11 protein-coding genes are annotated in these 15,129 nt (G+C 73.6%); 2 read left to right on the forward strand and 9 right to left on the reverse strand.

Features of this window, described 5'->3' with window-relative positions; all coding sequences use genetic code 11:
* Positions 1-13: 13 nt before the first annotated feature.
* Genes WQO_RS09275 through WQO_RS09285 form a run of 3 tightly spaced genes read right to left on the reverse strand, consistent with a single transcriptional unit; the run spans position 14 to position 2,831 of the window.
* Positions 14-1,255 carry a bifunctional RNase H/acid phosphatase gene (locus WQO_RS09275; protein ID WP_010057604.1) on the reverse strand — a complete coding sequence of 414 codons (1,242 nt, stop codon included), beginning with the start codon at positions 1,253-1,255 and terminating at the stop codon, positions 14-16.
* Positions 1,255-1,998 (reverse strand): zinc ribbon domain-containing protein, encoded by a 744-nt coding sequence (locus WQO_RS09280; protein WP_193407273.1) that lies wholly within the window; start codon positions 1,996-1,998, stop codon positions 1,255-1,257. The genes WQO_RS09275 and WQO_RS09280 overlap by 1 nt, the downstream gene beginning before the upstream one ends.
* A complete protein-coding gene (locus WQO_RS09285; RefSeq protein WP_010057599.1) occupies positions 1,995-2,831 on the reverse strand; it encodes a Nif3-like dinuclear metal center hexameric protein in 837 nt (278 codons plus the stop codon). The genes WQO_RS09280 and WQO_RS09285 overlap by 4 nt, the downstream gene beginning before the upstream one ends.
* 289 nt (positions 2,832-3,120) lie before the next feature.
* On the opposite strand from WQO_RS09285, the gene WQO_RS09290 reads away from it, so the two are divergent.
* Positions 3,121-4,476, forward strand: a complete 1,356-nt coding sequence (locus tag WQO_RS09290) for a hypothetical protein (RefSeq protein WP_010057597.1) — start codon at positions 3,121-3,123, stop codon at positions 4,474-4,476.
* Positions 4,477-4,916: 440 nt separating this feature from the next.
* Here the strand turns inward: WQO_RS09290 and WQO_RS09295 are convergent, their stop codons facing one another.
* The 6 genes from WQO_RS09295 to WQO_RS09320 all read right to left on the reverse strand — a co-directional run bounded on the left by WQO_RS09295 (position 4,917) and on the right by WQO_RS09320 (position 13,280).
* Positions 4,917-5,864, reverse strand: coding sequence for a 3-oxoacyl-ACP reductase (locus WQO_RS09295; RefSeq protein ID WP_010057596.1), 948 nt, complete (start codon positions 5,862-5,864; stop codon positions 4,917-4,919).
* A 34-nt stretch (positions 5,865-5,898) separates the two neighbouring features.
* Complete coding sequence (locus tag WQO_RS09300; RefSeq protein WP_010057595.1) at positions 5,899-6,975, reverse strand: Zn-dependent alcohol dehydrogenase; 1,077 nt, start codon at positions 6,973-6,975, stop codon at positions 5,899-5,901.
* A 47-nt stretch (positions 6,976-7,022) separates the two neighbouring features.
* Positions 7,023-7,877: a MaoC/PaaZ C-terminal domain-containing protein gene (locus WQO_RS09305; protein ID WP_010057594.1), complete on the reverse strand. Its 855-nt coding sequence runs from the start codon at positions 7,875-7,877 to the stop codon at positions 7,023-7,025.
* A 221-nt stretch (positions 7,878-8,098) separates the two neighbouring features.
* The gene (locus WQO_RS09310) at positions 8,099-9,553 is read right to left on the reverse strand and encodes an MFS transporter (RefSeq protein ID WP_010057593.1); all 1,455 of its coding nucleotides are present in this window, start codon (positions 9,551-9,553) and stop codon (positions 8,099-8,101) included.
* A 117-nt stretch (positions 9,554-9,670) separates the two neighbouring features.
* Positions 9,671-10,864: a lipid-transfer protein gene (locus WQO_RS09315; protein WP_010057592.1), complete on the reverse strand. Its 1,194-nt coding sequence runs from the start codon at positions 10,862-10,864 to the stop codon at positions 9,671-9,673.
* A 31-nt stretch (positions 10,865-10,895) separates the two neighbouring features.
* Positions 10,896-13,280: an acyl-CoA dehydrogenase gene (locus WQO_RS09320; RefSeq protein ID WP_010057591.1), complete on the reverse strand. Its 2,385-nt coding sequence runs from the start codon at positions 13,278-13,280 to the stop codon at positions 10,896-10,898.
* 189 nt (positions 13,281-13,469) lie between these two features.
* Here WQO_RS09320 and WQO_RS09325 point away from each other — a divergent pair, with 189 nt between their 5' ends.
* Complete coding sequence (locus WQO_RS09325; RefSeq protein ID WP_029182003.1) at positions 13,470-15,047, forward strand: MFS transporter; 1,578 nt, start codon at positions 13,470-13,472, stop codon at positions 15,045-15,047.
* Positions 15,048-15,129: the final 82 nt, after the last annotated feature.

A 15,129-nucleotide genomic window follows, 5' to 3' on the forward strand; every position in this document is an offset into this window, starting at 1 on the left:
GCGCCCGGTCCCGCTAGCGCAGGTGCGAGGTGTCGTTGAGCAGGCGTACGGAGGCGTTGCCGTCCCCGTAGTACGCGACGGTGGAGATCGAGGCCGCCGACAGCTCCATCCGGAACAGCGCCTCGGGCGGGGCGCCGAGGGCGAGGCGGACGAACGTCTTGATCGGCGTCACATGCGTGACCAGCAGGACCGTGCGGCCCGCGTACCGGGCGACGAGCCGGTCCCGGGCGGCGGCGACCCGCTCGGCGACCTGGGTGAAGCTCTCGCCGCCGCCGGTCGGGGCGGTGTCCGGGGAGGCCAGCCAGGCGGTGAGGTCGTCGCCGTACCGCTCGCGCACCTCGCCGAAGGTCAGGCCCTCCCACGCGCCGAAGTCCGTCTCGCGCAGGCTCTCGTCGATCCGGACGTCCAGGCCCAGGCGGGCGGCGACGGCGGCGGCGGTCTCGCGGCAGCGGCGCAGCGGGGAACTGACGATCTCCTGGACGGTGCCCAGGGCGGCGAAGTGCCCGGCGGCCCGCTCGGCCTGGCCGCGGCCGACGGCGGAGAGTTCGGGATCGGTGCCGCCGCTGCCGGAGAACCGCTTCTCGGGCGTGAGGGCGGTCTCGCCGTGCCGGAGCAGGACGAGGGTGGCGGGCGCGCCCAGATCGGGGGCCGCACCCCAGCCGGCCTGCGGGGTCCCGGCGGCCTGCTGCGGGGCGAGGTGGGCGTCCGTCGGCTCGCCGCCCGATTCCGCCGTCTCCTCGGGCAGGGAGAAGAGCGCGTCGGGGGCCGGGGCGGCAGCCGGGGCGTCCAGGGCGGCCGTCGAGGCGGAGGCCTCCCACTGCCGGCCGTCGCGCCCCGCGTCCATCGCCTCGTTGGCGAGCCGGTCCGCGTGCTTGTTCTGCGCGCGCGGGATCCACTCGTACGTCACCGAGGACGGCGGCAGGATCGCGGCGGCGCGGGCCGCCAGCGGCTTCATGTCGGGGTGCTTGATCTTCCAGCGCCCCGACATCTGCTCGACCACCAGCTTGGAGTCCATCCGGACGTGGACCCGCAGCGCCTCCCCCGCGTCCGGGAACAGCGCCTTCGCGGCCGTCAGACCGGCGATGAGGCCCCGGTACTCGGCGACGTTGTTCGTCGCGACGCCGATGTACTCGGCGGCCTCGGCGAGGGGCTCCCCGGTGGCGGGGTCGATGACGACCGCGCCGTAACCGGCGGGCCCCGGGTTGCCCCGGGAGCCGCCGTCGGCCTCGACCACCACCTGGCGGGCGACGCTCATTACAGGCCCGACGCCGAGGTGCGGACCAGGATGCGGTGGCAGTTCTCGCAGCGCAGGACCGTCTCGGGGGAGGCGGCCTTCACGTCGTTGACCTCGGCCATGTTCAGCTCCAGGCGGCAGCCCTCGCAGCGGCGCTGGTAGAGCCGGGCGGCGCCGACCCCGCCCTGCTGGACGCGGAGCTTGTCGTACAGCTTCATCAGGTCGGCGGGGACGACCTCGGCGACGACCTGGCGGTCCTTGGTCACCGTGGCGGCCTCGGCGTCCAGTTCGGTGGTGGCCGCGTCGCGGCGGGCGGTGGCGTCGTCGACCTTGGCCTGGACGGCGGAGACCCGCTCGGTCAGCTCGGCTACCCGCTCCTGGGCGGCCTCGCGGCGCTCCATGATCTCCAGGACGACGTCCTCCAGGTCACCCTGGCGCTTGGCGAGCGAGGTGATCTCGCGCTGGAGGCTCTCCAGGTCCTTGGGCGAGGAGACCGCGCCGGAGTCCAGGCGCTGCTGGTCGCGGACGGCGCGCTGACGCACCTGGTCGACGTCCTGCTCGGCCTTGGTCTGCTCGCGGGCGGTGTCGCTCTCCTCGGTGGTGGAGGCGACCAGCAGGTCACGCAGCTGGGCGAGGTCGCTGCTGAGCTGCTCGATCTCGGCGTGCTCCGGCAGCGAGGACCGCTTGTGGGAGAGCTGGGCGAGGCGGGTGTCGAGGGCCTGGACGTCGAGAAGTCGGATCTGGTCGGCGGGCGCGGCGTTCAGTTGGGGGCTCCAGAGGAATGGTGGGTGGTCCAGGGGTCGGTGACCTGCTTCGAGACATGGACCCGCAGGTCCCATCCGTGGCGGTCGGAAAGCGCGTCGAGCTGGGCCGCCGCCTGCTCGCACCAGGGCCACTCGGTGGCCCAGTGCGCGGCGTCGACGAGGCCGAGCGGCGAGTGCTGCACGGCCTCGGACGCCGGGTGGTGGCGCAGGTCGGCGGTGAGAAAGGCGTCGACGCCCGCGGCGCGCACGGCGTCGAAGAGGCTGTCGCCGGAGCCGCCGCTGACGGCGACGGTGCGCAGATACGCCTCCGGGTCGCCGGCCAGCCGGATGCCCTGTGCGGTGGCGGGGAGCCGGGCGGCGGCGCGGGCGGCGAAGGCGGCCAGGGTCTCGGGGTGGTCCAGCTCGCAGATCCGGCCGAGTCCGCGCCGTCCGGCCGGGTCGGTGGGGTCGGGGACGAGCGGCCCCGTGACGCGCAGGTCGAGGGCGCCGGCGAGGGCGTCGGAGACGCCGGGGTCGGCGGTGTCGGCGTTGGTGTGCGCGACGTGGAGGGCGATGTCGTGCTTGATGAGGGTGTGGACGACCTTGCCCTTGAAGGTGTCGGCGGCGACCGTCGTCGTCCCGCGCAGATAGAGCGGGTGGTGGGTGACGATCAGCTGGGCGCCGAGCTCCAGGGCCTCGTCGGCGATCTCGCGGACCGGGTCGACGGCGAACAGCACCCGGTCGATCTCCGCGTCCGGATCGCCGCAGACCGTCCCGACCGCGTCCCATCCCTCGGCCCGCTCGGGTGGCCAGAGGGCGTCGAGGGCGGCGATGACTTCAGACAGACGGGGCACAGGGGAAAGGCTACCTGTCCGGGGTGGTCCGCCGCCCCTGGCCGCCGGACCTGTGGGCCAGGACCGGCGGCCGGAGGACGAATCGTTACTGCATCCTCCTCGTCATCAGCCTCGCCGGACCCGCGCGGAAGGGTCCTCGGCGGGTCCCCACCGAGGACTCCACAGCACACTCACCCCTGCCACCTCAGGAGAATCCGGGCATCGCCACCCTTATGTGTGAAGTGCGGAGGCTCGTGTTGTTCGGCTGGAAGTGCGAAAACTAGCTTTCGTAGCCGGAGGTGACGAGTCCATGACTGCCTGTGCCATCGAGGGTGGATCCGCCGGGGCCGCCGCGACGGCGGACCCGGAAGCGGAACCCGAACCGGAAGAGCCCGGAGAGCTCGCCGGGGCGGACGGCTCCGGCCTGCTGCCCGAATCCACCGCGGCCGGACAAGCCGACGAGGAGAACGGGGAAGCCGGGGAAGCCGAAGAAGCGGAAGCGTCGCCCACGGGGGCCGCCGCACGGTCGGACGCCGGCGCCCCACCGCCCCCCGGCGGTTTCACGCTCACCGCGGACGGCGCCTATGCCGCCCGCCTCACCGCCGCTCCCGGGCCGCCGGGCGAGCGCGCCTGGTATCCCGAGCGGTGGACGCTGGACGGGCCCGAGCCGTACGCGGTGCCCCTCCCCCTCGACCAGCCCGAGGAGCCGGACTCCGAGGTGGCCCCGCTCGCCGACGGGCGGGTGCTGATCCGGCGGAGGGTGGCGGACCGGCAGATGTTCTCGCTGCTCTACCCGACCGGGCCCGGGACCGGCGAACTCCTGCTGGGCGCGGTCGGATGCGCGGAGATGACCCTGCTGCCGCCGTCGCCGGACGGCCGGTGCGTGTACGCCCTGGCGGCCGGCGAGGACCACGCGTCGGTGTGGCTGGTGGCGGGCGGCGCGTTCGGGCCCGAGGAGGTCGCGCGGATTCCCGGGCGCTGCTCGGGCGGGGTGTGGCTGGACCGGGCGGGCCGGATGCTGGCGCTGGACCGGCAGGAGCCGGGCGGCGGGCCGGTCAAGGCGGTCGCCGTCGACCTCGGGCGGCAGGGTGAGGTGACGCCGCTGCTCCAGATCGCGCCGGGGAGCGACGACCGGCTGCTGCTCGCGGACCCGGACAGCGGGCTGCTGCTGCTCCGCTCCGACGCCCCGGGCCACGACCGGCTCGGCTGGGGCGTGCTGGGGAGCTGCCTGCCCGTGAGGTTCCCCGAGTGCCTGCGCCTCGCGGACGTGGCGGTGACGCCGTTCGCGGTGCAGCCGGGCCAGATGCTGACGCCGGAGAGCTGCGCGGTGGCGCTGCGGATCGACGGTGCGCCGGGCAGCTGGGTGGGCGTCTGGCGTCCGGCGGGCCGGCAACTGCACCAGTTCGCGGCCCCGTTGGGCTGGGTGCCCGGCGCCGGGTACTGGAGCCGGGACGGCGTGCTGCGCCTGCCGTACGCGAACGGGGCGACGCCCTGCGGCGTGGCGCTGCTGGACGCCCCCGAGGACGTGGAACCCTCCTCCGCGACCGGCCGTACGGGTCGCGGGGAAGGTGGAGGGGAACCGTCCGCCGCCGATGCCGCTCCGGTTGTGTGTAAGCCCGTTCCGTTGGGGCAGGCACCTCTGCACGGAGCCGCTCGACCTGATTGAATTCGGGGCCTGGGCTACGCGACCGTTCCGGGCGGGTACCGACGGTGACCGGGTCGGACGACGGTGGCGGGGCTTGCGACACACGTAGGCGCGACACAAGCAAGCGATCACAACGGGGTGACTTCCCACATGTCCGAAGCACGGACCGACACGACCCAGCAGCGCCCGACGGGGGCGGACGAGGGTACTGGAACCGGTGGTTCCGGAAAGCACCGCGGGGGTGCGTCGGCGGAGAACACGTCGGTGCAGCCGCACGGCCGACACCGCCGGCCCGCCGAAGCGGAATCCACGGCGGCCTGACCCGCCGGGCAGCGCACGGAGGAGGGCCGGGACCGGCGGACGACCGCCGGTCCCGGCCCTCTCTTGCGTACACCGGCCCTCCCGTGCGTACACCGACCCTCCCCTGCGTACCGGGGTACGGCCGCGCACATGGAATGCGGCTACCGCCGCTTCAGCCCCAGCACTTCGGCGGCGGCGAACGTCTCGTTCGGCGGCCGGTCCGCGTAGTACGGGGTGAGCAGTTCGTCGAGCTCCGCGAAGGTGAACGTCTCCTTCGCCGCGTCGAACCGGGCCGCCACCCTCGGCCGTTCGACGACGGCGACCATCCCCCCGTGGACGACCAGCAGTTGACCGTTGACCCCGGCCGCCGCCGGTGAGGCGAGATAGCCGACGAGCGGGGAGACATGCTCGGGCGCCAGCGGGTCGAGGGTGCCGTCCGCCGGTTCCTGGAAGCCCGCGAAGACGTCCTCGGTCATCCGGGTCCGGGCGCGCGGGCAGATGGCGTTGGCGGTGACGCCGTACTTGGCGAGGGCGAGCGCGGTGGAGGTGGTGAGCCCGACGATGCCGCCCTTGGCCGCCGCGTAGTTGGGCTGCCCCGCCGAGCCCGCGAGGAACGCCTCCGACGAGGTGTTGACGATCCGCCCGTAGACCGGCCCGCCGGTGGCCTTGGAGCGGGCGCGCCAGTGGGCGGCGGCGAAGTGCGTCGTGTTGAAGTGGCCCTTGAGGTGGACGCGGACCACCGAGTCCCATTCCTCCTCGGTCATCGAGAAGACCATCCGGTCGCGCAGGATGCCCGCGTTGTTCACCAGGATGTCGAGCCGGCCGTGGGCGGAGATCGCCGACTCGACGAGTTCGCGGGCCTGTTGGTGGTCGGACACGTCGCCGAGGTGGGCGACCGCCTGCCCGCCGGCCGCGCGGATCTCGGCGGCGACCTCCTCGGCGGGGGCGGCGGACGCCTCTCCGGAGCCGTCCCGGCCGGGCTGTCCGTAGTCGTTGACGACGACGGCCGCGCCGAGGCGGGCCAGTTCGAGGGCTTCGGCGCGGCCGAGACCGCGGCCCGCGCCGGTGACGATCGCGGACAGCCCGTCCAGCGGGAGGGGAAGTGACATCACGGTCCTCGGCTTCCTTGGATGCGGGCGGGGTTCAGAGCTCGATGCAGGTACGCAGCGCCTCGCCCGTGCGCATCTGGTCCAGGGCGTCGTTGATCCCGTCCAGCCGGACCCGGTGGGTGATCATCGACTCCAGGTCGATACGGCCCGCCCGCCAGAGCGCGATGGCCCGCTCGTAGGAGCGCAGGACGTCCCCGCCGCCGTACATGGAGGGCAGGATGCGCTTCTCGTCGAAGAACAGCTCGAACATGTTGACCTGGAAGGTGTCGTCCATGGCCCCGGCCCCGACGACGCAGAGGGTGCCGCCGCGGCGGGTGTTCTCGTAGGCGGTGCGGGCGGTGGCGGACTTGCCGACGACCTCGAAGACATAGTCGAAGCCCTCGCCGCCGGTGATGCGCTGCTTGGCGTCGGCCAGTTCGCCGGGGGCGACGGCCTCGGTGGCGCCGAAGCGGAGGGCGGCCTCGCGGCGGGAGGCGACGGGGTCGACGGCGACGATCTGGGCCGCGCCCTGGACCCGGGCGCCCTGGATCGTGGAGATGCCGACGCCGCCGCAGCCGATCACCGCGACCGATGAACCGGCTTCCACCTGGGCCGTGTTGATGGCCGCGCCGAGGCCGGTGGTGACCCCGCAGCCGATCAGGGCGGCGATCTCGAACGGTACGTCGTCGGGGATCGGCACCGCGCAGCCCGCGCCGACGACGACCTCCTCGGTGAAGGTGCCGGTGCCCGCGAAGCCGAAGACGTCGCCTCCGGGGCGCTTGAAGTTGGGGGTGCCGGCGTTCATGAAGCCCGCCAGGCACAGGTGGGTCTGGCCGCGCTTGCAGGACGGACAGTCGCCGCAGGCGGGCAGCCAGCAGACGAGGACCCGGTCGCCGGCGCTCAGCCCGGTCACCCCGTCGCCGACGTCGACGACCTCGCCCGCGCCCTCGTGGCCGGGGATGAAGGGGGCGGGCTGCGGGAGGACGCCGCTCATCGCGGAGACGTCGGAGTGGCAGAGGCCGGTGGCGCGGATGCGGAGCTTGACCTTCCCCGGGCCGAAGCCCACCGCCTCGACGTCGTCGAGGACTTCGAGCTTCTCCTGGCCTATCTCGTGCAGTACGGCTGCGCGCATGGGTGGGACTCCCTCGATTCGGCTGCCAGATATGAGTGCTGCTGGGTTCAGGAGTGTTCGACGAGCGTGTCGGCGAGGACCGGCGCGTCGTCGCGCTCGACGGCGGTGACCGTGACCTGGACGCGGCCGTCCCCGGTCCACATCCGGATACGGAGGGTCTCGCCGGGGAAGACCACTCCGGCGAAACGGGTGCGGTAGGCGGTGATGCGGGAGACGTCACCCTCCAGCAGGGTGTCGGTGACGGCCTTCAGGGTCATGCCGTAGGTGCACAGCCCGTGCAGGATCGGCCGGTCGAACCCGGCCAGCTTGGCGAAGGCGGGGTCGGCGTGGAGCGGGTTCCAGTCGCCGGAGAGCCGGTAGAGCAGCGCCTGGTCCTCGCGGATGGCGCGTTCGACCGTGCGGTCGGGGGCCCGCTCGGGCACGGTGAGCCGGTCGGACGGCCCGCGCTCCCCGCCGAACCCGCCCTCCCCCCGTACGAAGATCTCGGCGTCGTTGGTCCACAGCGGCCCGTCGTCGTCGCTCGCCTCGGTACGCAGCACGATGACGGCGGCCTTGCCCTTGTCGTACACCGCAGCGACCTTCGAGGTCTGGACGGCCCGGCCGGTCACCGGGATCGGGCGGTGGACGCGCACGGTCTGGCCGCCGTGCAGGACCGCGGCGAGGTCCACGTCGATCCCGGGCGCGCCCATCCCCCCGAAGGCGGCGGTGCCCGCGCCGGCGACGGTGGCGAAGCAGGGCAGCACCTGGAGCCGGGACTCCAGGGTGTAGCGCAGTTCGTCGGGGTCGGTGGCGGGGGTGCCCGCGCCGAGACCGAGGTGGTAGAGCTGGACGTCCTTGTGGTCCCAGCCGATCTCGGCCCGGCGGGGTTCGGCGGCGAGGGCCGCTGAGACATCAATGGGCATGACGGAGCAGCTCCTTGATGGTCCTGGGGTAGTCCTTGGTGGTGATCCTTGACGGTGGTCCGTGCCGGTGGGAAGACCTCGGCACGGCCGTCCGCACCGTCGGCCGCACCGAGGTCGTGCGGTGACCGGCAGGGCACGCCCCTTCTAGAACGCGTTCTAGCCGATGGCCCATGTATAACGCAGGCCAAGGAAGTTGGGAAGCCTGCTGACGTCTCGTCAGATCAGTGGCGTACGGGGCGGCGCCGGGGCCCGCGGTGGTTCGGCAGCCAGAGCAGCATCACGATCACCCCGGCCAGCAGCACGCCGCTCGCCGTGCGGAACGCCATGGCGTATCCGGCGGTGATCTCGGCCGTGCCGCCGGAGCCCGCGGTGCGCGCGGCGGCGACGGTGGAGAGCACCGCGAGGCCCAGCGCGCCGCCCATGGTGCGGGAGGTGTTGACCAGGCCCGAGACGAGTCCGGCGTCGCCCGGCTCCGCCCCGGAGGTGGCGAGGGTGGCGAGCGGGGTGGAGGCGAGACCGGCGCCGGCCATCATGAGGACGCCGGGCAGGCAGATCGCGGTGAGGTAGGAGCCGTCCACGCCCATCGTGGACTGCCAGCCGAAACCCGCGGCGGTGATCAGGACCCCGGCGACGGCGAGGCTCTTCGCCCCGGTGCGGACCATGAGGCGGGGGGCCAGCTTGGAGCCGATGACGACGGCGGCCGAGGTCGGGATCAGAGCGAGGCCCGCCTGCAACGGCGTGTAGCCCAGGATGTTCTGGGCGTACACGGTCATGAAGTACCACATGGAGAAGGTCGCCGACCCCATGAGCAGCATCGACACGTTGGCCGAGGAGACGGCCCGTACGGAGAAGACGCGCAACGGGATCAGCGGGACCGCGGTCCGGGCCTCGACCAGCACGAAGGCGGCCAGCAGGGCGAGCCCGGAGAGCAGCGGCACGAGGGTCTCGGCGGCCGTCCAGCCCTCGGCCTCGGTCTGGACGATGCCGTACGCGACGGCGGCGAGGCCCGCGGTGACCAGGACCGCGCCCAGCAGGTCGATACGGCGGCGGTCGCCCGCGCGGCCCTCGGTGATGCGGAGGGCGGCGGCGATCAGGACGAGCGCGCCGACGGGCACGTTGATCAGGAGGACCCAGCGCCAGGAGAGGGCGTCGGTGAGGACCCCGCCGATGAGCCCGCCGGCCGCGCCGCCGCCCGCCCCGACGGCCATCCAGGTGCCTATCGCCTTCGTCCTGGCCGGCCCCTCGGGCACGGCCGCGGTGAGAATGGTGAGGGTGGCGGGCGCGAGGACGGCGGCCCCGAGGCCCTGTACGGCACGGGCGGCGAGGAGCTGCCAGCCCTCCTGGGCGAGACCGCCCGCGAGGGAGGCGGCGGTGAAGAGGCCGAGCCCGACGAGGAACATCAGCTTGCGCCCGTAGATGTCGGCGGCCCGCCCGCCCAGGAGCATGAACCCGGCGAACGCGATCGAGTAGGCGTTGACGACCCACTGGAGCCCCGCCGCGCTCAGCCCCAGGTCGGCCCGCATGGAGGGCAGCGCCACATTGACGACGGAGACGTCGAGGACGACGAGGAACTGGCCGGTGCAGGCGGCGAGCACGACGGCCCAGGTGCTGGGACGTATGCGGGAGGAGGCGGGCGGGGCGGCGGCGGGCGCGGAGACATCGGGCATGACGGCCATGGTCGCAGGCGTCGGGTGGCCGGTACATCGGGTATCGGATCGAGGCCCTCGGTCCCCGGCGACCGGGACGAAGGTCCTACACCTGCTCGGTCGCCACCGCTCGGCGCCTCCCGCGCCTCAGCACCGCCGCAGCAGCGTGACCACCGCCGCTCCGCCGAGCCCGATGTTGTGGGCGAGGGCGGTCCGGGCGCCGGGGACCTGGCGGGCTCCGGCCTCGCCGCGCAGGTGCCAGGTCAGCTCGGCGGCCTGGGCGATGCCGGTGGCGCCCAGCGGGTGGCCCTTGGAGATCAGCCCGCCGGACGGGTTCACCACCCACCGGCCGCCGTAAGTGGTGGCCCCGGACTCGACGAGCTTGCCGGACTCGCCCTCGCCGCACAGGCCCAGCGCCTCGTAGGTGAGGAGTTCGTTGACGGAGAAGCAGTCGTGCAGCTCGATGACGTCGAGGTCGTCGGGGCCCAGGCCCGATGCGGCGTACACCTGCTCGGCGGCGGCCTTCGACATCGGCGCGCCGACCGCGTCGATGCAGCTGCCGGAGGCGAACGACGCCTCGGTGTCGGTGGTCATGGCCTGGGCGGCGATCTCCACCGCCCGCTCCCCCAGACCGTGCCGCTCGACGAACCGTTCGGAGACCACGACGGCCGCCGCCGCGCCGTCGGAGGTGGGCGAGCACTGGAGTTTGGTGAGGGGGCGGTGGACGGTACGGGCGGCGAGGACCTCTTCCACCGTGTACGGGTCCTGGAACTGGGCGTACGGGTTGGGTACCGAGTGCCGGTGGTTCTTGGCCCCGACCGCGGCGAGCTGCGCGGGCGTCGTCCCGTACCGCTCCATGTGCTCGCGGGCCGCGTTGCCGAAGATCTGGGCGGTGGGCGGGGACATCTCGAAGCCGTGGCCGGCCGCCATGATGCCGTAGTGCCGGGCGACGGGCGAGGTCGCGAAGTCCTCGGCGCCGGAGCCGCCGCCACCCAGTGATCCGCGCGCCATCTTCTCGAAGCCGACGGCGAGGACGCAGTCGCTGCCGCCGCCCTCGACGAACTGCCGGGCCAGCATGAGGGCGGTGGAGCCCGTGGCGCAGTTGTTGTTGACGTTGTAGACGGGTACGCCGGTCAATCCCAGCTCGTAGACGGCACGTTGCCCGGCGGTGGATGCCTGGAAGCAGTAGCCGACAGGTGCTTGTTCGACCTGGTCGTAGCGGACCCCCGCGTCCGCCAGCGCGGCGGTTCCCGCCTCGCGGACCATGTCCCAGTACTGCCGGTCGCGGGTCTCGGGCTTCTCGAACTTCGTCATGCCGACGCCGACGATGTAGGCCTTCATCTCTTCCGACTCCTCGTGATGGAAGGGGTGTTCAGTCCCGGGGCAGGCCGAGGATGCGCTCGGCGACGACGTTGAGCTGGATCTGGGTGGTGCCGCCCGCGATGGTCAGGCAGCGGGACATCAGGAAGCCGTGGAGGGCCCGCTCCCCGGTCCCCGGCTCGTCCACCACGCCCTGCGGGCCGAGGAGTTCGAGGGTGAGTTCGGCGACCTTCTGCTGGTGGAGCGTCTGGACGAGCTTGCGGACCGAGGCCCCGGAGCCCGGTTCGTTGCCGGAGACCTGCTGGAGCGTGGTGCGCAGCCCGATGCAGGCGAGCGCGTGGGCCTCGGCGGCGAGGGCCCCGACCCGGGCGCGAACGGCCTCGTCGAGCCCGGGCGAGCGGGCGATCAGGGCTTCGAGACCGCTGTCGAAGGTCATCTGGTCGGCCATGTGGACGCGTTCGTTGCCGAGCGTGTTGCGGGCGACCCGCCAGCCGCCGCCGACCTCGCCGACGACGGCGTCGGCGGGCAGCAGGACATCGTCGAAGTACACCTCGTTGAAGAGGGATTCGCCGGTGATCTCCTTCAGCGGGCGGATGTCGATGCCCCGGGCCTGCTTCATGTCGACCAGGAAGTAGGTGAGCCCGCGGTGCTTGGGCGCGTCCGGGTCGGTGCGGGCCAGCAGGATGCCGTGGTCGGCGGTGCGGGCGGCGCTCGTCCAGACCTTCTGCCCGGTGATCCGCCAGCCCTCGCCGGTCCGTACGGCACGGGTGCGCAGCGCGGCGAGATCGGACCCGGCGCCGGGTTCGGAGAAGAGCTGGCACCACTGGAGGTCGCCGCGCAGGGTGGCCGGCAGATAGCGCTCGCGTTGTTCCTCCGTCCCGTACGCGATCAGGGACGGCACCACCCAGGTGGCGATGGAGAGGTCACCGATCCGGATCCCCTGCTCGCGCAACTCCTGCTGGATCGCTAGCTGTTGTACGGGGCCGGCGCCCAGCCCGTAGGGGGCGGGGAGGTGCGGGGCGGCGTAGCCGGTGGGGGCGAGGGCGCGGCGGGCCTCGCGGGGTGCGAGGCCCCGGGCGGCGGCGAGGTGGGGGCGGGCCTCGGCACGGTGGCGGTCGGCTTCGGTGGGGAGTTCCAGGGTGAGTTCGCGGCGGGCCCCGGCCTCGGCGAGGCGGGCGGCGCGCAGCCGGTGGGCGTCGGCGGGGCCGAGGAGCTGGCGGGCGAGGACGGCCCGGCGCAGGTGGAGGTGGGCGTCGTGCTCCCAGGTGAAGCCGATGCCGCCGAGGATCTGGATGGCGTCCTTGGCGCAGGTGTACGCGGCCTCCGGGGCGGTGGCGGCGGCGAGGGCCGCGGTGAGCCCGCGCGCCTGGGGGCCGGCCGCCTCATCCGCAGCTGCCTCGGCCTCGGCCGCCTCGTCCACGGCGCGGGCGGCGTCCCAGGTGAGGGCGCGGCCCTGTTCGAGGCGGACGAGCATGTCGGCGCAGAGGTGCTTGACCGCCTGGAACGCCCCGATGGGCCGCCCGAACTGTTCGCGTACGGCGGCGTGCGCGACGGCGGTGTCCAGGCTCCGGGCCGCGGTGCCGCAGGCGTCGGCGGCGAGGAGGACGGCGGCCAGGTCACGGACGAGCCCCGGGTCGGCGATCGGCACGGCCCGGTCCGCCGGTACGGAGACGGCGTCGGCCCGCACCTCGGCGGTGGGCCGGGTCGGGTCGACGCTGCGGTGCGGGCGCACGGTGAGCCCCTCCGTCCCGGCGTCCACGAGGAACCAGCGCTCGCCGTCGGGCGTGGCGGCGGGCAGCAGGAGGAGGTCGGCCGCGTCGGCGCTCAGGACGGGCGGGGCGGTGCCGTCGAGGCGGTGGCCGGTCGCGGTGGGGGTGGCGGCGAGGGTGCCGGGGGTGAGGGCGAGGGCGGCGGTGCGTTCCCCCTCAGCCAGCTCCCGCAGCGCCCCGGCCAGAGCCTCGGCCGTGCCCGGGGTCCCGGACCCGATGAGCGCCTCGGCCCCGGCGGCCGAGGAGCGGTGCGCCGCCGATGCCCCGGCCCCGCCGGCCGAGGAGCGGTGCCCGGCTGGCTCCTCGGCCCCGGCGGCCACCACCTGGTGCAGCACGGCGGAGGTGAGCGTCGTCGCGAGGTACGGGCCGGGGAGCGAGGCGTACGCGGCCTCCTCCAGGACGACGGCGAGGTCGAGGAGGCCCCCGCCGCCACCTCCGTACGCCTCGGGCAGATGGACGCCGGTGAGCCCCTGGGCGACGAGCGCCTTCCAGTGCGCGGGGCGCACACCGGGGGCGGCCGGGCTCCCCGCGTCGAGGAGTTCCCGCACCTCACCGGAGGGTGCGGCGCGGGCCAGCCACCCCCGTACGGAGTGCGCCAGCGCGCGGTGCTCCTCGGTGATCCCGATGCCGGTACCGATCGCCTTGCCCCTGACCGTGCCCCTGCCCATGCGCGTCTCCGCCGGTCGCAGCCACTGGAACGGCGCAAGAGTAGAACACGTTTCAATCTGACGGAAGGTCAGAAGACTGCAGGATCCAGACAGAGAACAGCCGGAATAGAAGCACCGACCGGAAGCGTTCACCCTGCACACACTTGGGGGGAGCCCGGGTGACCGAAGGCTGCCCGGGAGGCCCCACGCATGCGACGGACGCGACAGACACGGCACATACAGGAGCTTCCCGAGCCGCCGAGAGCGCGGCGTTCCGGCGGCATCGTGCCCGTCCTCGCCTTCGCGGGCATCACCGTCGCGGTCATGCAGACCCTGCTCGTCCCGGTCATCAAGGATCTGCCGGTCCTGCTGGACACCGCCCCGGCCAACGCCACGTGGGTGATGACCGCCACCCTGCTCGCGGGCGCCGTCTCGACCCCGATCATGGGCCGCCTGGGCGATCTCCACGGCAAGCGGCGGATGCTGCTCGCCTCGCTGGCCGTGATGGTGATCGGCTCGCTGATCTGCGCCTCCACCGACGACCTGATCGTGATGATCACCGGTCGCGCGCTCCAGGGCTTCGCCATGGGCGCCATCCCGCTCGGCATCGGCATCATGCGCGACGAGCTGCCCCGCGAGAAGCTCGGCTCGGCGATGGCGCTGATGAGCTCGTCCATCGGCGTCGGCGGCGGGCTCGCGCTGCCCGTCGCCGCGCTGGTCGCCCAGCACGCCGACTGGCACGCCCTGTTCCTGGGGTCGGCCGGGCTCGGCCTGCTCGCGATGGCGCTCACGTACGCACTCGTCCCCGAACCTGCGCTGCGCGCGCCCGGCTCCTTCGACCTCCTCGGCGCCCTCGGGCTCTCGCTCGGCCTGGTCCTCCTTCTCCTGCCGGTCACCAAGGGCAGCGACTGGGGCTGGACCTCGGCGCCGACCCTCGGGCTGCTCGGCGCGTCCGTGGCCACCCTGCTGTTGTGGGGCCTGTTCGAACTGCGCACCCCGGCGCCGCTGGTCGATCTGCGCACCACCGCCCGCCGCGAGGTGCTGCTCACCAACCTCGCCTCGATCATGGTCGGGGTCGCCTTCTACGCGGTCTCCCTGGTCCTGCCCCAACTGCTGCAGCTGCCCACGTCGACCGGTTACGGCCTCGGCCAGTCCATGGTGGTCGCCGGACTCTGCGTGGCCCCGCTGGGCGTGACGATGATGTTCGTCGCCCCGCTGTACGCCCGGATCTCGGCCCGGCGGGGCCCCAAGGCCACGCTGATGCTCGGCATGCTGGTCATCGCGATCGGATACGGGGCCGGGCTCGGCCTGCTCTCCGCCGCCTGGCAGACCGTGCTGATCGCGGTGGTGCTCGGCGCGGGCATCGGTCTCGCCTACTCCTCGCTGCCCGCCCTGATCATCGGCGCCGTCGACCCGTCGGAGACCGGCGCGGCCAACGGTCTCAACACCCTGATGCGGTCCATCGGCACCTCGGTGTCGAGCGCCGTCATCGGCATGGTGCTGGCCAACACCTCCGTGACCATGGGCTCCGTCGAGGTGCCGTCCATGGAGGGATTCCGGATCTCGTTCCTGATCGCCACGGGCGCGGTGCTGATCGGCCTGGTGCTGGCGGCGTTCCTGCCCGCGCAGCGGCCCTCCGCGCACCCGGTGCTCCTGGCGAGCAGCGCGGACGCCGGACCGGGCCCCGCTCCCTCCCCCGCGCCGGTCGCCCCGGTCGCCGCCACGGCCCCCGCCGAGGCGGCCGGCCGGAACGTACGGCACGATGGGTCGCCGTCGACCGGCCTGTGAGCCGCCCCGCCCCTCCTGGAGGAACCCCGTGACCGCCGAGTCCGCCGCCGCTTCCGCTTCCGCCTCCGGACCCGCTGCGGCC

This window comes from Streptomyces globisporus C-1027 (genome assembly GCF_000261345.2).
GTDB classification, from domain to species: Bacteria; Actinomycetota; Actinomycetes; order Streptomycetales; family Streptomycetaceae; genus Streptomyces; species Streptomyces pakalii.

What these genes read in the sequence shown, in the direction of transcription:
- WQO_RS09290 (WP_010057597.1), top strand. Translation starts at nt 3,121, where the DNA reads ATGACTGCCTGTGCCATCGAGGGTGGATCCGCCGGGGCCGCCGCGACG.
- WQO_RS09325 (WP_029182003.1), top strand. Translation starts at nt 13,470, where the DNA reads ATGCGACGGACGCGACAGACACGGCACATACAGGAGCTTCCCGAGCCG.
- WQO_RS09310 (WP_010057593.1), bottom strand. Translation starts at nt 9,553, where the DNA reads ATGGCCGTCATGCCCGATGTCTCCGCGCCCGCCGCCGCCCCGCCCGCC.
- WQO_RS09300 (WP_010057595.1), bottom strand. Translation starts at nt 6,975, where the DNA reads ATGCGCGCAGCCGTACTGCACGAGATAGGCCAGGAGAAGCTCGAAGTC.
- WQO_RS09295 (WP_010057596.1), bottom strand. Translation starts at nt 5,864, where the DNA reads ATGTCACTTCCCCTCCCGCTGGACGGGCTGTCCGCGATCGTCACCGGC.
- WQO_RS09320 (WP_010057591.1), bottom strand. Translation starts at nt 13,280, where the DNA reads ATGGGCAGGGGCACGGTCAGGGGCAAGGCGATCGGTACCGGCATCGGG.
- WQO_RS09275 (WP_010057604.1), bottom strand. Translation starts at nt 1,255, where the DNA reads ATGAGCGTCGCCCGCCAGGTGGTGGTCGAGGCCGACGGCGGCTCCCGG.
- WQO_RS09305 (WP_010057594.1), bottom strand. Translation starts at nt 7,877, where the DNA reads ATGCCCATTGATGTCTCAGCGGCCCTCGCCGCCGAACCCCGCCGGGCC.
- WQO_RS09315 (WP_010057592.1), bottom strand. Translation starts at nt 10,864, where the DNA reads ATGAAGGCCTACATCGTCGGCGTCGGCATGACGAAGTTCGAGAAGCCC.